General features: G+C 57.8%; 21 protein-coding genes. 6 read left to right on the top strand and 15 right to left on the bottom strand.

The genetic code is table 11. The annotated features are described in order from the left end of the window. Positions 1 to 10: 10 nt before the first annotated feature. From SH410x_RS27660 to SH410x_RS27650, 3 genes are all read right to left on the bottom strand, one after another. Positions 11 to 1,807, bottom strand: coding sequence for a hypothetical protein (locus SH410x_RS27660; protein ID WP_473672731.1), 1,797 nt, complete (start codon positions 1,805 to 1,807; stop codon positions 11 to 13). An 80-nt stretch (positions 1,808 to 1,887) separates the two neighbouring features. After that, complete coding sequence (locus tag SH410x_RS27655) at positions 1,888 to 3,270, bottom strand: class I SAM-dependent methyltransferase (RefSeq protein WP_473672730.1); 1,383 nt, start codon at positions 3,268 to 3,270, stop codon at positions 1,888 to 1,890. After that, on the bottom strand, positions 3,270 to 4,535 hold the full coding sequence (locus SH410x_RS27650; protein ID WP_473672729.1) for an ABC transporter ATP-binding protein: 1,266 nt from the start codon (positions 4,533 to 4,535) through the stop codon (positions 3,270 to 3,272). Before SH410x_RS27650 ends, SH410x_RS27655 begins: the two co-directional genes overlap by 1 nt. A gap of 105 nt (positions 4,536 to 4,640) precedes the next feature. Here SH410x_RS27650 and SH410x_RS27645 point away from each other — a divergent pair, with 105 nt between their 5' ends. From SH410x_RS27645 to SH410x_RS27635, 3 genes are all read left to right on the top strand, one after another. Continuing rightward, entirely contained in the window at positions 4,641 to 5,249 is a 609-nt protein-coding gene (locus tag SH410x_RS27645) for a class I SAM-dependent methyltransferase (RefSeq protein WP_473672727.1), read from the top strand. 87 nt (positions 5,250 to 5,336) lie between these two features. Further along, complete coding sequence (locus SH410x_RS27640) at positions 5,337 to 6,374, top strand: glycosyltransferase family 2 protein (protein WP_473672725.1); 1,038 nt, start codon at positions 5,337 to 5,339, stop codon at positions 6,372 to 6,374. Continuing rightward, positions 6,371 to 7,171: a class I SAM-dependent methyltransferase gene (locus SH410x_RS27635; protein WP_473672723.1), complete on the top strand. Its 801-nt coding sequence runs from the start codon at positions 6,371 to 6,373 to the stop codon at positions 7,169 to 7,171. Before SH410x_RS27640 ends, SH410x_RS27635 begins: the two co-directional genes overlap by 4 nt. Before the next feature lie 329 nt (positions 7,172 to 7,500). On the opposite strand, the gene SH410x_RS27630 is transcribed toward SH410x_RS27635, so the two are convergent. From SH410x_RS27630 to SH410x_RS27615, 4 genes are all read right to left on the bottom strand, one after another. Then, positions 7,501 to 11,316, bottom strand: a complete 3,816-nt coding sequence (locus SH410x_RS27630) for a PVC-type heme-binding CxxCH protein (RefSeq protein ID WP_473672722.1) — start codon at positions 11,314 to 11,316, stop codon at positions 7,501 to 7,503. Between the two features lie 266 nt (positions 11,317 to 11,582). Then, complete coding sequence (locus SH410x_RS27625; RefSeq protein ID WP_473672720.1) at positions 11,583 to 12,509, bottom strand: HvfC/BufC family peptide modification chaperone; 927 nt, start codon at positions 12,507 to 12,509, stop codon at positions 11,583 to 11,585. 1 nt (position 12,510) lies between these two features. Then, on the bottom strand, positions 12,511 to 13,461 hold the full coding sequence (gene bufB / locus SH410x_RS27620; RefSeq protein WP_473672718.1) for an MNIO family bufferin maturase: 951 nt from the start codon (positions 13,459 to 13,461) through the stop codon (positions 12,511 to 12,513). A gap of 341 nt (positions 13,462 to 13,802) precedes the next feature. Next, entirely contained in the window at positions 13,803 to 14,237 is a 435-nt protein-coding gene (locus SH410x_RS27615) for a hypothetical protein (protein ID WP_473672716.1), read from the bottom strand. Positions 14,238 to 14,919: 682 nt separating this feature from the next. Here SH410x_RS27615 and SH410x_RS27610 point away from each other — a divergent pair. From SH410x_RS27610 to SH410x_RS27600, 3 genes are all read left to right on the top strand, one after another. Then, on the top strand, positions 14,920 to 15,783 hold the full coding sequence (locus SH410x_RS27610) for an ABC transporter permease (protein ID WP_473672714.1): 864 nt from the start codon (positions 14,920 to 14,922) through the stop codon (positions 15,781 to 15,783). 45 nt (positions 15,784 to 15,828) lie between these two features. Continuing rightward, positions 15,829 to 16,497 (top strand): SCO family protein, encoded by a 669-nt coding sequence (locus SH410x_RS27605; RefSeq protein WP_473672712.1) that lies wholly within the window; start codon positions 15,829 to 15,831, stop codon positions 16,495 to 16,497. 302 nt (positions 16,498 to 16,799) lie between these two features. Further along, positions 16,800 to 17,144 (top strand): hypothetical protein, encoded by a 345-nt coding sequence (locus SH410x_RS27600; protein ID WP_473672710.1) that lies wholly within the window; start codon positions 16,800 to 16,802, stop codon positions 17,142 to 17,144. 75 nt (positions 17,145 to 17,219) lie between these two features. On the opposite strand, the gene SH410x_RS27595 is transcribed toward SH410x_RS27600, so the two are convergent. From SH410x_RS27595 to SH410x_RS27560, 8 genes are all read right to left on the bottom strand, one after another. Further along, on the bottom strand, positions 17,220 to 19,541 hold the full coding sequence (locus tag SH410x_RS27595) for an efflux RND transporter permease subunit (protein ID WP_473672709.1): 2,322 nt from the start codon (positions 19,539 to 19,541) through the stop codon (positions 17,220 to 17,222). Further along, positions 19,538 to 21,577 carry a redoxin domain-containing protein gene (locus SH410x_RS27590; RefSeq protein ID WP_473672708.1) on the bottom strand — a complete coding sequence of 680 codons (2,040 nt, stop codon included), beginning with the start codon at positions 21,575 to 21,577 and terminating at the stop codon, positions 19,538 to 19,540. Before SH410x_RS27590 ends, SH410x_RS27595 begins: the two co-directional genes overlap by 4 nt. 1,506 nt (positions 21,578 to 23,083) lie before the next feature. Continuing rightward, positions 23,084 to 23,434 carry a hypothetical protein gene (locus SH410x_RS27585; protein WP_473672706.1) on the bottom strand — a complete coding sequence of 117 codons (351 nt, stop codon included), beginning with the start codon at positions 23,432 to 23,434 and terminating at the stop codon, positions 23,084 to 23,086. A 14-nt stretch (positions 23,435 to 23,448) separates the two neighbouring features. After that, positions 23,449 to 24,906, bottom strand: a complete 1,458-nt coding sequence (locus SH410x_RS27580; RefSeq protein ID WP_473677414.1) for a sigma 54-interacting transcriptional regulator — start codon at positions 24,904 to 24,906, stop codon at positions 23,449 to 23,451. A 278-nt stretch (positions 24,907 to 25,184) separates the two neighbouring features. Further along, positions 25,185 to 25,430, bottom strand: a complete 246-nt coding sequence (locus tag SH410x_RS27575; protein WP_473672704.1) for a hypothetical protein — start codon at positions 25,428 to 25,430, stop codon at positions 25,185 to 25,187. Between the two features lie 6 nt (positions 25,431 to 25,436). Further along, positions 25,437 to 25,955, bottom strand: coding sequence for a phage holin family protein (locus SH410x_RS27570; RefSeq protein WP_473672702.1), 519 nt, complete (start codon positions 25,953 to 25,955; stop codon positions 25,437 to 25,439). Continuing rightward, positions 25,955 to 26,152, bottom strand: coding sequence for a hypothetical protein (locus tag SH410x_RS27565; RefSeq protein ID WP_473672700.1), 198 nt, complete (start codon positions 26,150 to 26,152; stop codon positions 25,955 to 25,957). The genes SH410x_RS27570 and SH410x_RS27565 overlap by 1 nt, the downstream gene beginning before the upstream one ends. Next, positions 26,149 to 26,571 (bottom strand): hypothetical protein, encoded by a 423-nt coding sequence (locus tag SH410x_RS27560; RefSeq protein WP_473672699.1) that lies wholly within the window; start codon positions 26,569 to 26,571, stop codon positions 26,149 to 26,151. The genes SH410x_RS27565 and SH410x_RS27560 overlap by 4 nt, the downstream gene beginning before the upstream one ends.

Here is a 26,571-nt window from a genome sequence, read left to right as displayed (position 1 = left end):
GTTGGACTGGCTACTGCGTGAGGAAAATATAGCCAGGGTCCATCGTCAAGTACCAGTTCCGCCACTCCCGCTGGGCCCTGCGTAGTTCGCCATAGTCCTGCCGTTTCCCCGGTTCGATTTTCATGTCATATCCTTCGAACTTGCGGCTGATGAAACGCAGGCCATCGCGAGCATAGGTGCGGACACGTGTGTCGGGATCATCGAGCGCAAAGATTAACGAGGGCACCACGCGAATCTCATCGCTCTGGCCGAGTACTCGTGCGGCAACCCTGCGAGCTTGATAGGACGACGAACCTCGCACGAGCCGCTCGAGTCGTCCAATCTGCGCCTTGCGGGTCTTGGGGTCGTCGGAGAGTTTCATGTCTTCGGGCAACGATTTGCCCTCGAGCGCACTGGGGTCGTCGCCGTCGAGCATGTCGAGGAGATCGGTAACCGATTCTGCGACCGCTTCGCCCTTGATCTGAGACCCTTCGACCTGGATTTTCGTGGTGTCCTCAGGCAGCCCCTGGCCACCTGCTAACGCACCCTCTGCCTCCTGCTCGATCGCCTTCTTGGTCCCCCGGATCAAGAACAGCATCGCGAACGAGCTCGACACAGAACTCGTCGTGTAAGACTGTCCCGGCCAACCTCTTCCTTTGTCTTCTTTTGACTTCAGATAGTTGACTCCAATGTCGTACCAACCTGCCATTTCGCGGTATTGATCACCCATGATGACTTCCCGGAAGCTCTCATACCGTTCCAGGGTGTAGAGTTGGTAGTACGGCCATGCTGATTGAACTTTGCCGGGATCGGGCGAGTTACCGCTGCTGCTGAGGTATCGCTGGCAGTCATCGATGGCTTTGCGGATCGGGGCGGGGTCGTAGCCTGGTTTATCCGATGAGGTTTCATCTTCGACCAAATCCTCTTGGAACAATTTAACGGACTTAGGCAGTCCCACGATGCCGGTCTTGCCTTCGGCCATCGCTTCGCCCCAGACGTCGATGATATCGGCGGCGATCATCAGTGCACTGCCGCCGGCAACGGCCATCGAAGGGGTCAGCCCGCCCTGTTTGATGCGTGTCATGCTGCCGGGGTCTTCCCCGAGGTATGGCCACCCACCACTGGGGTCTTGAACTCGCAGTAACCAACCGATCGTCGCTTGGATGCCTTTGTAATCCACCGCGATGCCTGCCCGATCGAGTGTCCAGAGCGCCAGCACCGCATACTGCGTCTGTGACACATCGCCTTTGCGGTCGCCCGGGTAGGAATAGCCGCCATGCGACTCGCGGTCCTGACGCAGGTATTTTTCGTACAGTTTCAGTTGCGGGCGATATTTTTTTCGGTCCACCTCGGCGAGCACCAATACCGCCGCGGAGACCGTGTACAGCGTCTTGTTCTCCGAGCCCAGGAAATTCGCCTGTTGGGTGTTGCTGAGCATGCCCAGGAACGACAGGGCGGCGTCGACACCGCGGCGCACGACCGGATTGTTTTTGTCATGATGTACCTTCATGACGGCATAACCCGCCAAACAAAGCTCACCGTGTCCGCCCGAATACGTCTTGTCGAGATCGTAAAATGGCTTGCCCTTCACGTTCGCCAGCATCCCAGCCATCCCGCCCTCGACCATCTTGAGCACCACAGGATCGTCGACGGAGTACGCACTCGCAGTGGATGCGGGAGCGATCGACGTCAACAGGGTCGCGACGAACAGCGATAATGGCAGAGCATAGCGGAGCATGCGTCGACGGGAGGCAAACATGGACTCTTGGCCAGCAGAATGGGGGCGGCGTGATGAAAAGACGGGAAAATCGCTTGCGAATGACATCATTTTCAAGCAATAGGCTAGCGTAGTCCAGTGTGAATCACAAGTTTTTTCGGTCCAGGGACTCACCTTGAGGCCCCTACGTGCTACCGCGTTGCGACCAAAATGGTTCGCTGCACTTCGGACGATGCATGCGAACGCTCGCTTGGAAAGCTCTCGATATTGGTGAAAAAACGATTCAATTCGCCGATCCACACATCCAGTGCGTAGTCTGCTTGGCGGTGGGGGACGTTCCACTGCTCGATCCAGTAGTCGTCGCTCGGGACGTACTCGAGCACGAGCGTCCTGCGCGTCACTGCCGCTGCGATTTCCACAATGGACGAAACCTCATAGCCCTGCTTGAAGAACAGGTGATGGGCCAGGGCCAGCATCAGCGTATGATCGGCTTGGAAACGTTTTTCCAACGAGTCGTAAAATCGCGGGCCGTGGGCAATCGTGGGGCTGAAGAATGAACCGACAACGGGCGTGATCGCAAGGCCCTGCTCCTTGGCATGGCGGTAGAGATCGTCGATGCAGGTTCGGTCGGTATCCATGCTGACGACGTTCAGGCCCAGCTGCGCCGCCATGACGCTGTACCAGCCCGTGTTGCAGCCGATGTCCAGCAGCGTGCCGCTGGGCAGGGATTTCAGGATTTTCGCGACGCTCTGTTGCTTGTCATTCCAGTCCGGTTGGGGGGCGGCACCCGATTTCGGAAACGAGCCCGCGTAGTTGGACCATCGTGTTTGTGGTCGTGGGATTGGGCACTTCTCGATTTTACGACGCAGAATGGCCGCGAGCTGAATCGCTGCGTCGGGGCCACCCTTTTCGTTGATCGCGAATAGCTTGGCATACTCACGTTGCTTGCGTTTCCGCATCCACTCGAATTGCAGCGAGTTCAGCCGTGGAATGGTTGCTTCCAAGGGAACCCAGTTATCCCGGCCGAGCAAAAAGAAGGCGTAGTCCGCAGCCTGTGCGTGAATCAATTGCAGCGGATGCAAGAAGCAATTGAGGAATTCGTTGAGCGGTTTCCATTTTTCGCCAGCGGACAATGGAATGATCGACGAAAAATCGATGTAACGAAGCTTCGCGCCGTCGAACATCATGTTCCAGCCATGGCTGTCTTGAAGCTGTAGTCCGTGGGTGGCTAACCGCTCGCTGATTTCGCAGAACAGCAACGCCGCGTCCCGCAGCATTTGGGGCGACCACTCACTGACCAGGGGACTCGGCGGTAGTGCTTCGTGTTCGACAACTAAATCGTAGCCTTCGATCTGCAAGTCCGAACGCCACGTTTTGACGATGCTCCACTGCGGCATTTCCTCCAGCAGTCCTGCATCCTCTAACAGGCAGAACGCTTTTGCCGAGTCGCCACGCAGTGCGCGAAAGACACGTCCGTCTTTCCAGAACAAGCGTCCACCCGGATCTTCAAAGGAATGAGGAGACCAGTCAACGGAACTGAAATCGAGCTGTTCGGCAGAGTCAGGTGTTGTCATCAAGATGCTTCCCTGTTTTCGATTTTCCATGAAGCGTCGGGAACCAAGTGACCTTGGTACTGGGCGTCAGGCAGTGATCCCGTACCGTATACGTCACGCATCTCAATTTCGAACTGGCCGCAACCCAAGAGCGTCTCGAGTTCATGATCGTGCCGCCATAGTGATGCGTCGACCGTGTACTGCCCAACATTAAGGGGGATCTCATGCCATGTCGCCCGAACGCGAGTGGATCCCGAGATGGACCACCGCGAGTTGTACTGGATATCGGTGTGCAGCGTCGCGATTCGCCCGACACCACGTTTGGAAATCACAAAGCCAAAACGCGGGTCGTCGAGCGGCAGATCGGATGCCAAATCGGCCTCAAAGATAATGGTGTCATCAACGAGGAACCGGTCGCGGCACTCGCCGTCCGCATTGAGCAGTCGCACCGACTTGATGTTTCGCGACGTGTTCGTTGAGAGTTTTTGCTGGGTCTCGTCGGCTTCGGAGTCCAGATATCGATGCACGACCTCGGTGGGTGAGCCTTGATCGGTCAGTCGGCCATGATCGATTCGAATCGCGTCGCTGCACAGTGTTTCGATCGATCCCATGTTGTGACTGACAAACAATACCGTTCGCCCAGACTGTGCCACGTCACGCATTCGACCAATGCACTTGCGTTGAAACTCCATGTCTCCCACCGCGAGGACTTCATCGACGACGAGAATCTCACATTCGAGGTACGCCGCCACGGCAAACCCCAGTCGCACGGTCATGCCACTGCTATATCGCTTCACCGGAGTTTGGATGAACTTCTCACATCCCGAAAACTCGATGATTTCGTCGAGTCTCGAAGTGATCTCGTGCCGAGACATGCCGAGGATCGCACCATTGAGATAGATATTCTCGAGTCCCGTCAACTCAGGATGAAATCCGGTGCCGACCTCCAGCAGGCTGGCGATGCGGCCCTGCACGCAAATCTTGCCTGTCGTGGGAGCGGTGATCCGCGAGAGCATCTTCAGCAGGGTGGATTTTCCAGCACCATTGCGACCGACGATCCCCAGAATCGTGCCCTGAGTGACGTCGAGCGAGAAGTCTCGCAGCGCCCACACCGCCTTGCGATTTTGCTCGGATTGCTCAGGTGAATCGTCGATCTTCGACAATGGATCGGGGCGGCCACGCAGCTTTGCCCACGTGCGATTCAAATCGCTCGATAGCGTTCCCGTGCCAATACTACCCAGTCGGTAGAGTTTTCCAAGGCTTTCCAGACGAATGGCGATGGACATAGAGATGGCGGAGAAATCGTGCGGCTGTGAGCGAGTGCGAAGCGAAGTATACTCCCTACCGTTGCAAAAGTCGTCAGGACTTTCATTTTCAGAAGGAGACCGAGTTTGCTGAAGAATAGCTTGATCGGCGTCTGGCACGCCTTGAAATATGACTCCTTTATTTGGAGTCATGGATTGCGCGGGGCCGATAAGATCGCGACCGACATGACCGGTCCAGAGAAGATCGCTCTCTATCGACTCGTTCGGGAGACCAAACCGCAGGTCATTGTCGAAATTGGATCCTATCTCGGCGCGTCCAGTTCGTTCATGGCTCGGGCTGCCCAAACCGCTGCGCGGGCCTGCCGGTTGTACTGTGTCGATACCTGGCAAAATGATGCGATGCCCGAAGGGCACCGGGACACGTTCGCTGAATTCTCTCGCAATACGCAGTCCTACCAGTCGAATATTCGTTCCCTGCGTCAGATGAGCAACGAAGCAGCTCAGGGCTTTGACCAGAAAATCGATTTGCTATTCATCGATGGTGACCATGAATATGACGGCGTGAAATTGGATTGGGACAGCTGGTCGCCCCACCTTCGTGACAGTGCAACGGTGGTCATGCACGATGTGGGCTGGGCACCGGGAGTCCAACGCGTGGTGGAGGAATCGATCCTGCCGATCTCCACCAATGTCGGCCGCCTGCCAAACCTCTTCTGGTCAACGATCGGTAAGTAGCAGCGTCTCTCCGAGATGCGGAATGTCGCTCGACAAATCAACTCTCCTGCATGCGAGTGCCCTCGGCTACTCCAGAATCGGCATCCCATGAAACGCTCCGTGATCATCCCGACCGTCAAAACGCTGGCATGTGTCGATCCGACATTGCAGTCGCTGGCGTCACTCGACGACCGCCCTGAGGAAGTGATCGTCGTTCAAAACGGATTGTCCGAGCAAGAGCGTCGCGTTGATTGCGAGAGTTATGATCGCCTCGCCAAGCAATACGACTGTTTGCATCTGAAGATTGTTTATGACGATGTCCCCGGTTTGCTGTCAGGACGCCATCGTGGCATGGACGAGTCCCATGGCGATCTGCTGGTGTTTATCGACGACGATATCACGGCGGCTCCCGCCTGGTTGGAGGAACTGTCGAGCGTGTTCGATGACGGAGCGGTTGTGCTGGCAACCGGTCCGAGTCGCCCGGCCTTTGAGTGCGAGCCTCCTGATTGGTTGACGCAGCTCTGGCGACCGACGCCCTGCGGCGGTCGCCAGATGGCGCAGTTGAGCCTGCTCGAGCTGAACGCGTCGAAGACGGTCGCGATTGATACTGATTTAGTATGGGGGCTTAATTACGCCATTCGCCGTCAGGCACTACGCCAGCACGGTGGGTTTCATCCCGACTGCGTTCCCAAATCATTGCAGCACTTCCAAGGTGACGGCGAGACCGGCCTGAGCCGCAAAATTGCTGCGGCTGGGTTGCGAGCGGTTTACAATCCGGCGGCATTGGTCTTCCATCACATCGGTTCCGAACGCATGACGCTCGGCTACTTTGCCCAGCGTGCGTTTTATCAGGGCGTCTGCGATTCCTACACTCAAATTCGCGACGGTGTGGACCCTGGTCTCGACAGGCCACCGATGATTTCTATTGTCCGCCGCTGGGCGCGACGCTGGAAGCGAATCCTGTTGCCGCCACAGGAACTGGATGAGTTGCAAGCTCGATTTTCTCAAGCCTATCGTGGTGGTTTTGAGTTTCATCAAGCCTGTGTCCGATCTTCACCCACGCTGTTGCGATGGGTGCGTCGCAAAAACTATTTTGACTATGCCTATCCGACTCTCGAACCAGATTTCAAGGCTCCGACATCATGACGCCGCACGAAGTTGAGCTGCAAGAAAAAATTGCTCAATATCATTTCTATCACTTTATCTCACTGAGCGAAAACGTCGTGACTCCGGGGATCGCCGAGTATGTGCCGACTCAGCAGGGGGTTTTGACGGCGTTGGATCGGGCGGACCTACGCGGCAAACGCGTTCTCGACATCGGCTGTCGAGATGGCTTGTATTCGTTCAAGGCCGAACAGAAAGGGGCTGCCGAAGTCGTCGCCATCGACAACTGCTTGTCCAAAGCGGCTGTCGAATTGTTGATTCCTGAATTGAATTCAACAGTGCAGATGCACGAACGGAATCTATTTGATTTGGCTGCCGAGACGTACGGGAAATTTGATGTCATCATTTTTGCCGGAGTGCTTTATCATCTTCGTTATCCCTTCTGGGCGTTGAAGCTGCTGCGGGATCTGCTCACCGATCAGGGCCAGATCATCATCGAAACGGGCGTGATGCTCAATGATCCCGACGTCCCCCTGCTGTTCTGTCCGACCGAGGGCGACAGTCCGTATGAAGCGACGTCGGTGACGTTTTTTAATCCCAAGGGGCTGCGTGACACGCTCTCCACTCTGGGGCTGCAGGTGGTTGAAGAGCAGTTGCTGAACCATCCTGGAATGCTCCATCAAACGCCGCGGCTGGGTGTGAAAGATCGCGTGAAGCGGTTTCTCGGACGCACTCCCGATCGCATTATCGACCGGATGACGCTCACCTGCCAAGCGGGACCGGCGACCAGTTCCGCTGAAACACGTGACTACTGGGACGCGACACACCAGCTGGAATAGAGGCGTCGTTTCGGCCGGTTACCCCCGTTTTCTTCAATCGCCCAAGACGTTACCGATGATTCGCCGGCTGTGGAGCGAAGCCCGCACCGGCGGATGGTCGCCGCGATCCCTTCCTGGCGTGTTGATTTCATGAGCCGAGTCGCATGAGCGGCCCGGTGAGTCGCGTGAGCGACGCGGTGGCTCGCGTGAGCGGCCCGGTGGCTCGCGTGACCCGATGCCCTGCGGCATTCGGAGGACGATTGCCGGTCGAACTTCGGCGAAATCAACAGCCTGTTGAGGATTGAAAAACGATGGGGGGATGTGGATGACAACGCGGTCAAGCCCGGCGTCTACGGCGAACCGAAAACGACCGCTTGATCCAAGTGGAACGTGCCCGCGCCGGCTAGGCCGATGCGGAGATAGCGGGCGTGCGTGCCGGCGGGGAAATCGATCATCCATTCGCCCTGCGGCTTTTTCGATGTCCACACCTTCGTGTACTCCTCGTCATCGTCGCTGATCCACACGGTCAATCCGTCGGCCCGATTGTGAAAGGTGCTTTGGATACGATTGCGTAGAAACAGGTGGCTGATCTCTTGGTCCTTGGCCAAGCGAATCGTCACGTAGGGCGAATCGGTATCGTGATCGGAATGGAACGCGAAATCCATGTCGCTGCGTTGCAGTGGCGCGAGAAACAAATTGGATTGATTGTTCCAACCCGAGTTTGAGAAGTTGGGCCCGAGGGACAACCACGCGTCTTGCGAGATCTCGGTCGCACCGGCGTGCTTGCGCAGCGGTGGTGGATTGCGATACTCCGTTCGCACCCACCGTGAATGCTTGCCACTGCCCTTTCGTGTGACGGTTTTGGCGTCTTTCTGGGCTTGCAGATAGGCCACCAAGTCGAGGAACTCAATCGGTGCAATCGTTTTGGCCAAGCCCTCGGGCATCGAACTGGCTTTCATGTCTTTGCGGATTTCGATTTCTTCTTTCTGTACGGTCTCCTCTTTTCCATCGGCAATGCCCAACGAGATCGACTTGTCGTCCTCTTTCAGAATGAAACCGGTGTGGGTCATGCCGTCGTAATCGAGCAGCATCACGGTTTCAAAACCCTTGGCGATTTCATCGTTGGGCATCAGGATCGATCGGATGATCTTTTCACCGTCATAGCGGCTACCGACGTCCGCGAGGTCGGGACCAAACTCTTTCCCGAGATCACCGATTTTGTGGCATGCCGAGCAGACCTGCTTGAACACGCCCTCACCGCGACTGGCGTTGCCGCCGCGAAGACCTGCCAGTTTCCGGATCGCAGCGTCTCGAGTTTTCTTCTTGGCGTCGACGTCCTCGGCGATTTGCAATGGCTCAACAGCAGCCCCACCGGGGCCACTCTTGGCGCGGTAAAGCTGGAAATATCGCCTGGATTCGCCGGCGGCCGACGCAATGAAATCGGCGTCCTTGTCGTGCCCTGACCAGATCGGTTCGAAGGCGTGCAAGGTGTGTTCGAGCGTGTACTCGATCCAGTAGTCCATCGGATGTTGCGTGACCGACAGAGCGGCCACCAGGGCTTCTTCGGTGGGGAAGAAGCTCAGTGCCCGCACGGCTTCGAGACGCACACGGGGATGCGGGTCGTTGACCGCATTTGAGATTAACTCGAATGCACCGGGGAACCGATCCATCTCGTTGGAGACCGAATGCACGGCCGCGGCGCGGGCATGGAAGTCCTCGTTCTGCATGATTCGCTTGACCAATTCGGGATCGAGATCGCGGTAGCTCTCTTGTACCCACAACGCTTCGCACAGTTGTTGGGCGTCACTGTCGTCGGTGAGCCATGCCTTCAACGCCGCGACTTTTTCCGCCTTTGGACGCTCTCGCAGTTCACGCCGCACTCGGTAGCGGGTGCGAAGTTCGGGGACTTCGAGCTGTTTGAGTAATTCCGCTGCTGAGGCTTCATCAACATCAGCAATTTCTAACAGAGGCTTCTTCTCGTACACCATTCGGTACACCCGTCCATGCGAGTGATCACGATTGGGATCACGCTGCGAATACTGCATGTGTCCGATCAACGCGTTGCACCAGTCACCGAACCAGATCGCTCCATCGGGACCGATCTTGGGGTCGACAGGACGGAAAATCATATCGGTTGACGAGAGTAGATCGTCGATTCGTTGGCCATCAAAACCCGCCGTGCCCTCTTGGTCGTGCAGCGTGAAACGCGGCATGCCGTGCATGTTGATCACGCAGGCGTAGATGAATTCTCCCTGCACGGAGTCGGGCAGGTGCCGCGAGAAGAGAAACTCGTTGCCAACGGCCGGTCGCATCCCTTCGTTATCGAAGACCGGTTCCAGTGTTTTTCGAGTGATGACTTCCTTGCCGGACAGGGGCGTGGCCCAGTGCTGTTTCGCGTTCGTACCGTCACCGACGATGCCCTGGCCCCACTCGTCAAACACCATGCACCACGGATTGCCGTAGCCGGGAGTGACGAAGTGCCGGAACTTCATCGAGATCGGGTCGAAGACGTAAACGCCACCGCGATCTCGATTACGGAAGGGGCCCCAAGGTGTTTCGACGGTTGTCGAAACGGCAATTCCTTCGAGCATGTATAGCAGTCCACCGGGTGACAGTTCCCACGCACCCATCGCATGGTGCGTGTCGCCCGTAGCGATCCCGTCGATGAGCTGGATGACTTCGTCGGCGTGGTCATCACCGTCCGTGTCTTTGAGAAACAGGATGCGAGGTTCGTCGACTACGAGCACGCCCCCGTTCACGAATTCAAATCCGGTCGGGCAGATGAGCTTGTCATAGAACGTGGTCGTTTTATCGGCGCGACCATCACCATCGGTGTCTTCCAGAATCAACAGCCGGTCGCTCGGACGCTTGGCTCCCGGTTGCCACTGCGGATAGTTGGGCATGCACGAAACCCACAATCGACCCTTGGCATCAAAGGCGATTTGGTTGGGGTTCGCCAGTTCGGGGAAATCGATTTCGGAAGCAAACAGTTCGACGCGAAAGTCCTCGGGGACTTTCATCATGTCGATCGACTCTTCCGGTGTGGGATAGACAAGCTCCTCAGGTTCACGCCATTTACGGAAATTCTCATCACGCGACCCGAACATGGTCTCGGGCACCACGACGCTGCCGGTGTCGGAGTCATCCGGTTCGTCGGCAACCTCACGCCCTGCGGCGAGGTCCCAAATGTATTGGTCCCGGACGTCCACCATGGCTCGGATTTTCCGGTACTCGGTGGGGAATGTCTCTGTGTCCCAGGTGCGGCGACCCCCATACACATACCATCCATTGAGCATGCGGTAGTCTTGCAGATGCAGCCATGACTTGTCGTTGACCCAGGTCCGTACTCGCTCGTAACGATCAGCGTCTTCGCGGGAGAGCGCGTCGGTGCCAAACAGGGATTTGTCGAGCAGCTTGCCCATCAATTCGTCGCCCGCCTCGTTGAGGTGGGCGCCGTTGATTGTGAACTGCAGCCCAGCCTCTTTGTTGAACTCGGCCAGCGTCCCATCGAGCAGATCGACGAACCGGTGCCCGTCCTCGGCCGCCAACTTTTTGATCGCATCTCGGTAGATCGCCAGGCTTGCATTGCGTTTGTCCGCATCCGGGTGCAGGCGGTTGTGCAGCGGGTCGGCTGTCCATTCGGATTCGAATGCCGTGGGGCTGACCAGCACAAATTTCGTTGAGTCTCCATCGCCGGAATACGACTTTTTCAGCTCGGCGATCCACTTGCGATAGTTTGCGATGAAGGCATCAACGGACTTGGGGTCGTCGCCGGCGAAGGACTCGTTGAATCCGTAAAAACACATGAACAGATTGGGCGAGAAAACCTTCAGTGGGTCGTCGATGGCGGTATAGCTATTGGGACGCTGTCGAACCCCGACCTCATCGGCGGGCCAGCCGAAGTTGCGAAAGCGAATGTCTTGATCGGCCTGCCGGAGCTGCAAACGAGTCTCGAAATTGCCGAACAAATTCATCCGCTCGGCCAGGCAGTTGCCCACCGCCGCAATCCGCTGGCCCTCTTCGATCGGGAAAACCTGTGGGTCGGATGCCGCGGCTTTGGCTGTTTCGGGACGGGCGGGATCGGCGGCAGAAATTGGGCCGCTGAGGCAGAGGCTCAGCAACACGCCGCAGGCGAGAACTGGCCGAATGGCGATCAGAGTTTGCATGGGGGGCAGGACCGGGGTGGAGTGGGTGTTGATTGTCAGGACATTCGCCAATGCCATTATTGTAGTCACTAGGCAATAGGCCGTGGTACCACCGGATCGGGCTCACCCGCGGTGGCGACCTGGTCGAGGGCCTGCGCCAGGACAGGTGGAGACAGATCGGCGGTAGCCAATGGAGCGTTGCGGAATCCGAACCCAGCTAAGATTTCTTTGATTCGACGCGTTTCAGTGTCTCGCGGTCGCCCAGTGCGGGGCGAGCCCGGTGGGAATCATCCAGACACTTCAAAACGGCGGAACAGTCCACTCGAAATCCAGTTGGCGAACCAGTCGTGAAGTTGCTTGACGAGGCTTTCGATCGAGGTGTCGCCGACTTGCGACACCTGCTCAATCGCTTCTCCGATCGTTGCTCCCGCAATCACCGCTTCGAGCATGATGTATTCGGTTTCATCGACGACACGCCGTCGCACAACATAGTCGGACCTCGATATGACCAACCGCGTGGGCTGGGCGTCGGGTACCGACAGGGCTTCGTTATGACGCGTTCCCGTGACGTACTCGTGGACAGGGAAATCAAGTCGCAGGAGACGCAATGTTTCAGCGGGAATGAGCCGAACGTCACCAAATTGATCGAGATCTAGCTTGGCCAAGGCCGCCGCGTCGAGCCGCTCGCCTGTTTCCGTCCCGGCCGCATCAAATACTTCGCTGTAGGTTCGCTCCAGCGTTGCCAGGTCAATCATGAGATCAGCCCAGTCAGGTTGCCCAGCGTCGGAGTGCCCAGCGTCGGTTTCGCGGGGCGGACGCGACTCGCGGGGCGGACGCGACTCGCGGAGGAACTGCGGGAGTCGCTCCCCAAGCTGGTTCAGGGTGTAGCTGTTGGGCGGATAGTCTTCTAGATAAGTGAGCGTGAAGCTGTCGAAGGTTTCCTCGCCCAGCAATCCCGCAAGGGCCGGGAACTCCTCCCGCAAACACTCCAGCAAGCGGGCGAAATAGGCGTTCGCATAGATGCCCAACCGCTCCTCGCTGGTTTGCTGGTTCGACCGCGTAATCAATTGCGCCAACTGGTTTGGCTGCAGGGCGATCTCGGCTTGCGCCGATTCCGAGAGGATGCCGTCGGCAACCCCCTCACTGTTGGAAATCACCGACAGCATCCAAGTCTGAAGCTGACGAAGGTTCGCTGGTTTGGAGGAAGGATTCATATCACTCAACTTCCACGGCGACCGTCGAGGCCGGGTGCGGGACCACTTGCGGACGATCGTGGCGGGGCGATTCACCGCTGGAGCGATCGACGGCAGGCGTCCGGTGGGCTGTGTTTTGCATCCTCTCGCCAGCACGCATGTAGTCGCGTGCCTTGAGGACTTCCGCATGCACGACGGGGAAGTCAGGGATATTCGCGTCCCATTCCAACAGGGTTGAAACGCCACCGGTCAACTGATGAGCATACCGGTAGAGTTCCCACACTGCGTCGACCACGTGCCCGTCATGGGTGTCGATCAGGTGGGTTCCACAATCGGTATGGCCCGCCAAGTGGAATTGCACCACGCGATCATGCGGCACCGACCGCAGGTATTCCAGTGGATCGAAATCATGATTGCGGCTGGAGACATAAACGTTGTTGACATCCAGTAGCAACCCACAGTCGGCTTCCTCCGCCATCCGGCTGATGAACTCCCACTCCGTCATGGTCGAGTCGGCGAAGGTGACGTAGCTGCTGGGGTTTTCTAGCACGAGCGGCCTTTCGAGTACGTCCTGGACGATTCGAATTCGCTCGACAACATGCTCCAACGTCGCCTCATTAAACGGTACCGGCAGCAAGTCATGCGAATTGCGACTCTGCACTCCCGTCCAACAGAGGTGATCGGAAATCCATTGGGCGCCGATGGTGTTACCGAGGGCACGCAGTTTTCGCAGGTAATCCATGTCCAGCGGATCGGTGCTGCCGATGCTGAGTGAAACACCGTGCATCACGACTTTGTATCGTTCGGCAATCTGCTCGAGGACGTACCTGGCGCGGCCTTGTGAGTCGATGTAGTTCTCCGAGATCACCTCAAACCAATCCACGTCAGGATTGTGTTCCAGGATGTGCGGGAAGTGGACCGATCGCAGCCCCACCCCGAGACCGAGGTGATCGTGGCCGAGACGAGGATTCATGTTCGATTCCATGGTTGAGTCTGGGCTACCAAAAAGATTTCGGGTTTCACGTCGTGTTTGTTTCTGCACCGCAAACGCGGGCCGGTGAAGTCACCGCGGGCCGGTGAAGTCACCGCAGACAGCTGAAATGCGATTGCCCCGGACGTCCGTCCGGGGCAGCAGATGCTTCGCAATTGGGGTCTTCAGCAGAATCGATGGGGAAGAATTCGCCGAGCAATCCACCCCCCTCGAACGAACGCTGTTCGGTGTTCGAGGGGATACTTGCTGGCGGATCATGTCGACCCACCGATGCTGCGGAAGAGGCCGGGGGATTCAAATCGCGATGCGATGACTGCCCAGTCTTAACCCTTGGGTGCGTCACCGACCTTCTTGCCCATGTCGGCCATCAGTTCGGTGAACTGCTTGCGAGCCAGCGACCAGGCGTTCTTATTCAGCGGCACGGCACATTTTCCTTTGCCCTTGCACGTGTTCTGGCCGGGGTAGCCACCGCAACCGCCTTGTCCGGCGCACTCGTTGGCGGTGTGGCACGCGTGACTCGCAGCGGTCGCACATGCACCTTGGCCGGCACACGAGTTGGCCTCTTTCGGGTCGTGTCCTTTGCAGGTGCTCAGGCCCTTGCAAACGTGCGGCTCTTTCAGCATCAAAGCGGGGTCGACGCTCAGTTTGTGCTCGCTCTTGTCAGCTGCTTGCGATGTGCTCGCAGCGGCCGCGACGCCACCGAGTGCAGCGGTGGTCAGGGCTGCGAAATTTCGACGCGAAAGATTTTCTTTACTCATCTAAAACTCTCTTGTTGGTCAAGAAACGGAACTGTCGGACTCAAATAGCTTGAATGTCCAAGGCGTCGAAATGTCCGCCACGGATTCCAGCATTTTATGCTGACGGATTATTTCGAGGGAGAGAAACGACTCTGTCCGCCCTGGAATCAGCCTATTTTACACCGTTTCCTGATTTCCGGTGCAAGATTCTCGCCCCTGGTAAGATTGAGCTTGTCACCACTGGAGGCTGTGACTTTGTTAACCATCAATCCTGAAACCCGAGCGAGCCTAGTTCTGCGACTGGGCGATCCTGCCGACGATTGCGTTGGAGGTCGTCCAGGAAACGCGATTGGCCGTTGCCAAAGCGATCCCGGCATTCGACCGCCATCAACACTCCGGTGCGTTCCGTGGTTGGCTGGCGGCGATCACATTGCAAAGCGTTGCTTCCTGCTAGGCAAGCTGGCAGGGGAGCGAAATGCCTGGCTGGCATGACAGCCAACTCGCCTCCTAGCCCGCCAGGCGGCCCTACCGAAATTGCCCCCGATTGATTAGAGTCGATTGCTGCTGCGGGTGATCCGCATGGTCTTCCGATGGGGGAATGGTCCAGTCTGGGGCCGATTCGCTCGCTCGGGACAATGTCCCAAGCTACGTGCAGCGCTCCCAAGCTACGTACAGCCGCCTCGCTGAGGCTGATTTTGCCATCATGAATGAACTCACACTGCCCGCTCGCCTCAACGCTGCCTGGATGCTGGCGCGGCGCGAGTGGACTCGATTTTTTCGACAGCGCAACCGCGTCACCGCCGCTGTCCTGCAGCCACTTTTGTTCTGGCTGCTCTTTGGCACGGGATTGAGCGGGTCGTTCGCCTCGGCGGGTGGCGAAAATTTCATGCAGTTTTTCTTGCCCGGCACGGTCGCGTTGATCGTGCTTTTTACGGCGATCTTTGCCACGATCTCCGTCATCGAGGATCGCCGTGAAGGATTCATGCAGTCCGTGCTCGTGTCACCCGTGGGGCGTTTCCCGGTATTGATCGGCAAAGTGCTGGGCGGGGGGGCGATCGCGTGGGTGCAGGCGCTCCTTTTTCTCACACTGGTGTACATCGTGGCGGGGGTGACCCATGCGTCGTCGCTACCCACGGTCAATTCGTCGCTGCCGCTATTGATGGTGTTGCTGGCGATCATCGCGATCGCGATGTGTGCACTTGGCATGATTGTTGCTTGGCCGATGGAGAGCACCCAGGGATTCCACGCGATCATGATGCTCGGCCTGATGCCGATGTGGTTATTGGCGGGCACGTTCTTCCCGATCCCGCAGTGGAGCATCTTCGGACCGGCCGACGGCGCCGGCTGGGGCGGCTGGGCACTCGCTGGGGTCATGCAGGCCAACCCGCTGAGCTATTCGATGCTCGAGCTGCGCCGGCTGATTAATCCCAGTCTCGACCTCTCTTCCGCTGGATTTGCCCCCAGTTCACTGACCTGTTGGACCGTTACGCTCGTAGCAACCGCAGTCACCGTCGTGATCGCCTGGATGTTAATGCGTGGCAGCCGCCGGGCGGACACAATGGTCTGATTCCACCCCCACCCCCAATCCCTCCGACATTCCCCCCAATCTGTCATGAAAACCACCCTCAACGTCGCCCTGATCCTGGCCGCTGGTTTTGTCCTGGGCATCATCATTCGCGAGATGCGGACGCCACACCACGCCGGTCCCCCGCCCGGCGAGGTCGTCTACACCAACGAGAACGCCGTCGCAGACAATTTGTCGTTGACCGCCGCTGAGGTTGAGAACGACACCCCCTCGAAACCGCCCGAAGATGAGGAATGGCTGAGCCGGTTCGAACTCACCGAACGCAGCGGCGAAAAGGTTTCGAGTGATGACCTCAAGGGCGCACCCTACGTCGTCAGTTTCTTCTTCAGTACCTGTCCGAGCATCTGCGTCCAACAGAACCAAAAGATTCAGGAACTGCAGAAGAAGTTCAAAGATCGCGGCGTGAAATTCGTGGCCATCTCCGTCGATCCCGAAACGGACACTCCCGAAGTCATGCGAGACTACGCGGCCCGGTTCGGTGCGGACCCTGACCAGTGGCTCTTTTTAACCGGTGACCTGACGTACATTCGCCGCATCGGATCGGAGATCTTCCGCCAACCGGTCAACAAGCAGTTCCATACCGAACGGTTCGTCTTGGTCGATCCGGACGGGAAAATCGAGGGTTTTTACAACTGGCCCGAAGAGAAGCAGTTCGCGAAACTGCAGCAACGCATTGAAGAATTGATCGCGGAGTGAACGGCTCATGCTGTGAAACAGCGGGTTGGTTGCTAAGGAACGAGCGGAAAATTGCTGTCTGATATTGTGGCCGAACGCTCCGAGGTCGACCATTCCGACCGCGGAGCGTTCGGCCACTTGTTTTCCGCTCGTTCCTAAGTTGTCAGATGGGACTCGCCCCCATCCAATGCGGATTCCTCGGCTCGGGACAATGGTCCCAAGCTGCGTGGGCCCCAAGCTACGTGTATTTCCTTCGGACTTGGCATAAAACCTGCACGAGAGCGGGGTGTCTTTCTCTTTTACTCATCGCTGAGCACAACATCATGCAAACCACTCCCGAAATCGAAGCGATACTGAGCCATTTGACCGATTTGTGCTGTGACGCGCTGCAGGATGATGGCGAGTTTAACGACGAGCAGGCGGAACGTCTGACAACGAATTTGGCAACGAATGGGTGGAAGCGGCACTCACAACACGGTCCGCCGCTGTCCACCGTGCTGAAAGATCGTATTCGCACGCAATGTCCCGAGCCTGCGATCCACCGCGGTGCCGCGATCGATGGCATCGTTGCCGAAGTCCATCGGCTTTACGAACGGGCGGCACGTTTCGACGACAGCATCCCTCGCGGTGACGCTCCCGAAGCGATGCCTCCCCGTACACTGGGGTGACCGTTGGTGAAGAGAGGGACCGAAATGTGGGTGGACTCTATTGCGTGCCTCCATCTTTTTGCTGAGTTTTTTGTGTCAGCGACTCGGTTTCGCAAACCGGCTCAGTAACGCTGGCAACAGCACGACATCGGCGAAGAGGGCCGTCGTGAGGGTCAGGCACCCCATAATGCCGAACAATCTCGCGTCACGGGCGTCGGCCACGACCGCCGTCATCATTCCGGCCACCAACACGATCGTCGTCATCAATAACGCTGAGCCGACCCCAGTGAAGGCGCGGCGGATCACGGTGTTGTGATCGCCACCGAGTTGCTGTTCCTCTTGGTACCGGGTTAGGAAGTGAATCGTGTCGTCGACTGCGATACCAATGCAAATGGTGAACACGCACACCGTCACCAGTTCCAAGTGTTGGCCACTGAGCATGAGTATGGCGCCGGTCGCCGCCAGCGGAAATAGATTGGGCACGATCGAAATCAAACCGATTCGGATGGAGCGATATACCAGTGTCAGCACCAGCCAAATGACGATGCTCGCCGTCCCCAAACTGGTCGCCAAATCGGTGACGATCCGATAAACGTTTCGCCACCGCCACGGTGCATCACCCTCTAGGGAAAGCGAGAAATTCGGGTGTTGTTGCATGACATCGTTCAGTCGCGATTCGATGCGTGGAAAGACATCGCCATAGGCCGCGATGCCCAAGTCTTGAACGCGGAACTGCACCCAAGCGGATTGCCCCTCGGGCTGATAGAAGGCGCGTTTGAGTTCGGGCGGCATCAATTCCAGCAACGTCATCCGTTCCGCCGCGTCGCCATCACCGGGCAGTGCCGCCAGTAATTGATGCAGCCCCAGCGGGTGACCGATCAATGGCTCCTGACGCAAAGCGTCATCCACTTCCTGCAACACCTGCAGCAGAGCACCCTCGTCTGCGTGCTGGTTCCAGTTCACTGAAACGAAACCGAATTCGAGACCGCCCAATGATTGGTCCAGATGCCGGAGTGCCTGGGCCGCCTCGGCCGATTCGCTCAGCCCGCTGTATCGTTTCTCGTCGGGTTGCAGGTTCAGCGAAATGAGCGCCAAGACGGAGGTGGCAGCGATCGCCGACCAAGCCACACCCCGGTCATGTCGCAGCACCCATCCCACCAGCGGATCGATGCGTTTTAACTGCCCGTCGATCAGGCTTTTTCCCAAGCCGACATGCAGTTGACGGCCGAGCGGCGAGCGACAACCCAGCGGAATCACTGTCAGCACGCTGGTAAGTGTCATTGCCACGCCCAGCACGCAGCACCACCCAAAGTCTTGGACAATCTCGTGATGGGCGAACGTTAGCGAAGCAAAACCGATGGCCGTGGTCAGACTCGTCAGCACGCAAGCTAATCCGACGCGGGCAATCCCCTGGCGTGTCGCATCACGAACCGTCCGTCCCGCCGCCCGTTGGCTGCGAATCTCAACCATCAGATGCACCGCATCGGTCAATCCGACCAAGCTGATGAGGATCGGCACGATGATGTCGTTGAAGGGATTGTCCTGCAAATTGAAAAAGTGCAGCATTCCCATCGTCCAAAACACGCCCATCGCTGGAGCCACCGCAACCAGCACAACGGCGGCGAGCCCGCGGAACAAAAACAGCGCCGACAGCATCATGATGGCATAGCCATACAACTGATACTGGCGTGAGTTGGCGACATGATTCTCGACAGTCATTAAGTGCAGCGGCACCGGGCCGGTCAGCTGAAAGTCGATGTCAGACCCCGGGATCTGTTTCGCCGCACGCTCGGCTTGCTCGCGTATGTCCGTGGTCGCTGAATCGTCATCGGTTACGAAAAACCAATCCAGCTCAAGATGCAGTAGCAGCGTTTTGCCGTCCGGGGAAATCAACTGGCCCACCGCCAGCGGATTGTTCAACACTTGGTCGCGGGCGGACTGCAGTTGCCGCGCCGATGCATGCGAACTCGGCAGCAATGTTCCCGACAGCCCAAAGACATTGAAATCCGGAATGTCGTCGAGCCACAAGACACTGCGAACCTGTGGCAGCGCAGCTAATTCATCGGCCACGCGGCGCATCGCCGTTAAGCCAGCCTCGCTAAAAAACTCATCGCTACGCGCCACTAACACACACTCGCCGCCGGCGACCTGAAACGGTTCGACCCTCGCGGCCGCGCCCACGGCACCCTGTTGATTTGGCCGCCCTCGCTGGTGTTGTTGAGGTGGGTTACCAGCCTCGGTGACGGGCGTCGCAACCCAATCCAAGATGAGTGCTGGTTGGATGTAGCCAATCATTGCGATCACCGACATCAGCACCAGCACGAATGCCTGCGCGATGGGGCGGTCCGCCCACCAAAAAAACAGCCGCGTGGTGATGCCTAATGAATCTGCGGCGTGCCCCGCATCGGGTTCAGTCATTCCCGTTCCGCTGCCGCAGCAGCGACTTCGTCGTGGTCCAAAACGCCGTCCCGGTTACGATCCATTTTCTTGAATCCGAACTTCTGAAAGGTCACGGGGGTCTCCTCCCGCTGCACCAGGCCATCGCCGTTCTGGTCCATCTGAGTCAGGAACGCCTGCGTGCGGCGATCGATGGTGCGCCGGGCAACCCATTGCTCTGAATCGGCAGCGGCTGCCGATGTCTTGCCTTTTCCGGCGGTCGCGTCCGACTTTCCCTGCGGGTCCGCAGCGGTCCGGTTTGCGTTCAAGGGGCGGGCAACATCAAAAAACGCGATGGCCATCTCTTCCCAGGTTTGATCGCCCCAGGTGACATACTCCTCAGGTGCTGGATTGGCGGGGTTGGCCGCCGAATTGTCAAACGTCACGGTCATAGCCAATGAATCGATCCCATCGAGCTGTCTAGGCTCGGCAAACTGATAATAGTGTTGCCAATTGAAATCGTAGTGCGGAACGTACAGTAAATCTTCCTGCTCGCTGTTCTCATGACGAGCCATGTTCTCATGACGAGCCGTTAATCGGAACGATTTTCCTCGCAGATGCATGTGGGGTGTCGCGCCGAGCAGGCGGCTCTCCGGGGCAAACCCTTCCAGCGAGATGCCGACCTCAAAATTTTCCGTGCGTGGTGGGATCTCAAAATCATGATTGATTGCCACCCGCGTGAATACTTCATGCGTCACTTCGCTGGGATCGGCGAACCAGACGCCGACTCGCGAGATATCGTCGGCGGCGCTACCGTTGGGTGTGTAGTGCATTTGGAACACCAGTTTCGACCCCGCCGGAATTCGGCGGGCGTGGCCGGGCGGCAGCATCGCCGTTCGCTGGCCGGGCACGTACGCCCCTAACCAACCGATGCCGCGGGAGTCACTGCCGTCGGGCGAACGGACGAACACGATCGCGTGATGCACCACGCGGGCGTCACCCGGCACGACCTGGGCCGCTCGGATCCAACGATCTTCGTTCCACCCGGGGTCGACGACGTAATATTGGTAGTCGACCACGTCATCGGAGGGAACGTGAAAGGGCCGGTCCCGCATCGCAATTTCAAGATCAGGATCGCTCGGCAGATGCCAGCCGGCATTCCAGTGCGGTGTCGGCGGCAGGTCATCCGGATCTCCTTCTGCCATCCCCTGGTCAATCCATTTCTCGATCGTATCCCGGGCCTCTGCTGGCATCCGCCGTTCACCGACAAAGTGACCGATACTCGGATCAGCGTGCCAGGGCGGCATGCGTTTCTGGTCAATGACTTCCAGCATCATTTGGCCCCAGCCCACCACCTCGTCATAGTCCGTCAGTGCAAACGGGGCGATTTCACTCTCGCGGTGGCACTCGACACAGTGCTGATTCAAGATCGGTGCCACGTCGGCGTTGAACGTCACGGTCGCTTGGTCTGCATCTGTTGCAGCCTGCTGTGGGATCCGCGTGATCAGGCAACCAACACCAGGCGTCTGCGGTTGCGCGATCGGTTTGCCAGCGAGTAGGGACTCGATCGCGGCGCGCAAATCATGCTGAGTCGGCTTCGTCCGGGACATCCCAGGTTCGTACTGGTCATCAATGCGGCCCTGGTAGCGAATCGAACCACCTGCGTCGATAACAAACACCTCAGGAGTCCGTTTGGCGTGAAACGCGTCGAGGACCGATTGGTCGGCATCCTTGGCAATCGGAAACGTAACGCCTAGCTCTTTCGCATAGGCAGCGATCTCAATGGGCGAGTCTTGTGTATTGCTGTTCACACCCAAAAACGCCACGCCGCTGCCCCCGAACGCTTCCGACAATCGTTGCAGACGCGGGCCATAGAGACGCGCCAACGGACATTCGGTGCCGAGAAAGCAAACCACGGTATAGTCGCTCGGTGGCAGTCTGATCGATTGCCCCTCGGCATCACGAAGCGTCCATTGCAACAGCGAAATCGGCCCCGCCGCATACGCTCCTGATGCGCCAAACAAGCACAGCAACACGAAGACGCCAGCGATATGAGAGAGGCGTGGGGGGATATTCATAGCGTGGTCAGCAGTCCATTTACGTGAGCAGAATCGAGCAGCAGATGGTGGACATTGTCCCGGCTTTGTTGCCGAGGGTCAATCGCTGCGCTGAGATCGCAACCTGGTTGGACGCTGGGGGACAGGACGCTGGGGGAAAGGACGCTGGCGGAAAGGACGCTGGCGGAAAGGACGCTGGCGGACATCGCACTTTAAGGAGGAGGGAAATCAAAGAAATCGCGAGGCTTCCCTGGACTTCGCATCTTTCGTGCGGCCCGTGTTTGCCGAAGCTTAGCAATCGCGAGTGAAAAGTGCTGTGTTCCTGGGTAACTTTCCTCGCCGGAAGAACCAACGCCTGGGCGGTTTCGTGCCGCAGACATGGTGGGGTTCCTGCCCGTCAATAAGAAAGGCCACCTTGCGGTGGCCTATTGAAGTGTCATTTTTCCCCTGTGCAGAGTATGGTGCATTCACTAATCGGTACCGGGTGCCTTACTCTTAATCAAGTGCCGAACAGTATTGGGCCTGACTCATTTGGCCGCTTCCATGTTGATTTTTTTGCTTATGCCCGTGCCATTCGTACCGGACACCTTACTCTCATCGTCCCCTTTTCTTCCACCGCGAAACCGGTGCACCAACACTATCGACCCATTTCCCTTTCCTCGCTGTTTACATCGAGCAGATGCTTCTGTTCTACCTCGTCAATGCAGTCATTGAAGAAACGTCGCAAGCAATCGAACGAGCAAAACGAAAGATCCTCCTGGGTGTCACCTTTGGAATTTGCGAGAAGCCTGTCTACATTACCTTTGCATGACGAATCACTTGTGTGGACTCCAATATGAATAAAGCTTTCCGAAATTGCGGCGACTTTCACATAACTCTTAGAGTATTCGGCGACGCTACCGTACATACAGTAAACAAGGAGGTCCTTAAGTGGACTTCCACAATCCCGACACGACGGGTCTATTTTCGATTTCTGTTTGGTCACGATTAATACAATCCTATGCCATGCATTATACCACCAATCGCATCGCCTAAGGATACCAGGAACAATAAGTGACGGGTTTACCGTAGTGGATCTTGTTAAAGATCCTGTTCTGGATGGATCTTTAACAAGATCCACTGCGCCAGTTATTGATTCTACGTTGCTAACTGGTTGCCCCGCCAAGTCGTAGGCGGTTTCAAACTGTGGGCTGGCCAGAGGTCCGGCTCCATCAGGATCCGGGTCGGTCGTGGTCGTCGGTCGTCCGGCCGCGTCGTGCTGATAGCTGGACACGGACGCTGAGAGTCATAGCACTTGATGGAGGAGGGCATTAAAGAAGGCCCGCAGATTTACTGGTCTTCGCAGCTTCCGTACCGTCCGTATTGGTCGCAGATCGGCCATTGCGAGTGAAAAGTGCTGTGTCCCTGAGTAGCGTCCCTGAGTACGCGTTGGGGTCGACGTCCCTCGTTAATCGAGGGTTCGGGCTTCTCGTCGTTCCGAGCGTTCGCGTCTGGATGCTGTTATCGCTTCGCGGCTCAGCCAACCCATTACTGTAATTCTTTCACCTGGTCGATGAAGCTGCCTAGTTTGGGTTGGAGTGATGCGAGCAGTCGTTGAGCTTCCGCTTCGTCATGTTCTCGAGCCGCGTCGATCAAGGGTTGTAGCCCTTCGATGGGCTGGCCAGTTTCGAAGGCGCTGAGCAGACCTTTGAGGGCGTGGCCGGATTGGGCGGCCGCATCGAGATCGCCACAACCGACTTCATCAGCGAGTTTGGACAGCAAGGGTGGTGCGTCCTCGGCGGCCATCGAGGCCAGGATGACGAGCATCTCTTCGTCGTTTCCGACACGCTCCAGTGCCGCGGCGAAGCTCTGCTTCTGCTGGTCAGTTAAGGTCGACATGTTTGTTTCCGATTTCATCCTGCACCAGCCTCCACTTCAACATCGTTTTTTAAAACGATTCGGAACGATGTAATGCGATCTCGCAGTTTGCCGCGAGTGATCCCCAGAATCTCTGCAGCCTGGCTTTGGTTGCCATTGGTTTCACGTAGGACTTCGGCGATCACGTAGCGTTCCATGTACTGGGTCGCCTCGGCATAGAGATTGGTTGATCCTTTGCTTAACAAATCTCGTACCAGAGTTGGCAAACCGGCACCAGGAGCTTCTCTCTGGACAGCCGTCGCGTCTGAGTTGCGGGCCGTTCCGCTGGTCACTTCACGAGGTAAACCGTCCGGCGTGATCACCGGCATCACGGTATCGAGCACACAGCGGCGGATCACGGCGCGCAGTTGCCGGACGTTTCCCGGCCAGCCGTAGGCCGTTAAGAGGTCAACTGCATCGGGTGACAATCCTTCGAGGTCAGGTTTGTTAAACTCTCGTTTGGCACGGCTGAGGAAAAATTGGATCAATGAGGGCACATCGCTGAGCCGATCGCGGAGCGGTGGCAGTTCGATCGTGACCCCGTTGAGTCGATACAGCAGATCTTCGCGGTACTCACCATCCTCGACCATCCTTTCGAGCGGCCGGTTTGTTGCTGCGATGATTCGCACGTCGGTCTTGAGTTCCTTGTTGCCCCCGACTCGCTCGAACCGTTGATCTTGCAGCACACGCAGTACTTTCGCCTGCACGGAGGGAGCCATGTCACCGATTTCGTCGAGGAAGAGTGTGCCACCGTTGCACTGTTCGAACTTTCCGATTCGCCGAGTTTCAGCGCCCGTGAAGGCCCCTTTTTCGTGTCCGAACAGTTCACTTTCGAGCAGGTTATCGGGTAGTGCGGCGCAGTTGACCGCCAGGAAGGTCTCATCGCTCCGCCGGCTGTATTGGTAGAGCGCCCGAGCGACGAGTTCTTTCCCCGTACCACTCTCGCCACGGACCAAAATCGGCACGTCTTGCTTGGCAACTTTCCCGATCGCCTTGAAGACATCGAGCATCGCCGTTGAGCGGCCGATGAAGAGCTCGGCGCTGGTGTCGGAGGTGTCGTCGTTAGCTGAGATCGCTACGGGAACGCTGCTGATCTGCCGCTGTTCGATCGCTTTCTCGACCAGGTCACGCAGCGGATCGACCGCGAGCGGTTTGGCGATATAGTCGAACGCACCGAGCTGCATGGCTTCGATGGCCGTGTTGCTGGCCGCTTCAATGGTCATGAAGATCACGGGGATGCGGCGATCGTGTTCACGGATTTCGCAATAGACCGCCAGACCGTTTTGGTCGGGGAGTTGAATGTCCAATAGGACGGCGTCGAAATCACCGGCGCGCAATTTGTCGAGGCCTTCGGCAGCGGTCGCTGCGGTCTCGACATCGGCAATCGACGCAAGTGATTTCCGCGTCAAGGCGCAAACCAAACGATCGTCGTCAATGACTAGCAAACTCGGCATCGTCTTGTACTCAGAGGACAGTGGCTGTGACCGGAGTCGCGTTACCGACTTGTTTTTTTCGTGGGGCGGATTGGCAACTCCGGCAGACATGAAAATGAATCCCTTGTGAGTGTATGCGACCGCATTAATCGCTGTCGATTGGGCAGTCCCCGGTTTAGCGGGCTGATCGTTTGAAAGCGTTCAGCGACACCGTTCAGAGCCGTGCGGCGTCAGCGACTGGGCAACTTCGCCCGGCTCGGCGGTGGGCACGTCTCGGATCACTCAGTATCCGACAACGATTAGGGCTTGAGTTTCCAGCCAACGACGACGCCCAGGGCAAACGCCCAGCAGGCTGCGACGTCCGGTTTATCTCTCGCGTACTGTTTGGCGAGGGTAAATAGATCCGCGGCGGGTTCACGAACGAAATGCCGGGCAGCGTCATGGGCGACTTCGCCCGCACCGGAGGCGGCGCGACCCGCTGTCTCGCGGGCATGATCGGCCATTGTTTTTTGACCGGGAGCAGAAGTATGAGGAACGTCAGACATGATGGATTACCTTCGGTAGAGAGGATGGGATGCAGAATCTTCATCACAGACAGTATCGCTATAGGATACGGAGGTGCGATCATAGAACGATTCGCGGCGAAGCTGGTTACGGGCCGAGGTCTCCGGAGCGATGAGTGTCGCCTTGAGCCACCGGAGGTTCTCGCCGAACTCTGACTTTGTCTCGCTCATCGCGGCGGAGGCTGCGAGAATCGCCCGCAGGGCGAGCCATCCGAGTACGGCGACAATGACGAAGAACACGGCACTGACAACCAGCATCGCGGCGCCTGTCGTCAGCTCAGTGAATTCGCCGAGCAGGATACCCGCCGCGAGCATCGCGACCGTCAATGCCGAACCGGCCAGCGCGAGCGCGATCGAGCCACAAGCGACGGCTTGGACGAGTTTGCGTTTGGCAGCTTGGCTGTCGACGGAGATCAACTGCATCTGTAGCTCGAATAGATCGAGCACGTCGCGGATGACACGCTGGAAACTTGAGAGGGATGGCTCTGAGTTGGCGGAAGAGGACATCAGTGAGACCATTTCTTTCGTTTGACGAGCCAGCCGATTCCGAGTCCCACGACCACACCGGCCGCGACGACCAACGCGGGTTGTTTTTCAATGATGCGCGAGATTCGCCGGGCTGGCTGCCGTTGCTCTTGGCGAATGGCCGCCGCATGTTGGCGGGGAGCTGCGTCGGTGGCTCGTTCCATCATAGGGGCGATCATGAGTGGACCTCATATTCAGAGGGGGATGGCGTAAAGGTTTGGCGTGCCGCGAATGCTCCCATGACTTGATTCGTTGCCATGCGAACCGCTTGTCGAACGAGCAGGGTCGCCACGGTGCCGGCGATACCGGCGAACATGCCCTTCTCCGCGGGTGTGTCGACTGATCCGGCGCGGTCTTGGTGGACGACGACGGTGGATGTCGATGTCTGGCGTGAAGGCACGAGCAGGTAGCCCACGACCGCAGCGGCAGCTGCGATGGCGATGGGCCGCCTGGACACATGATACTTCCAGTCAGACAACTGCTTCACCCGCGCTCGCGCATCATCAACATCGTAGGGCAGCTCGCTGCGAATCTCGCGCATCCGATTCCGGATCGCCGCAGACTGTTGGCGTGTCGCGGTTGTGGTCGATGCGGGCAT

This window comes from Rhodopirellula sp. SH410, from assembly GCF_055811895.1.
Note: the sequence above shows the minus strand (reverse complement) of the source record. Positions and strands in the feature narration are given on the sequence as shown.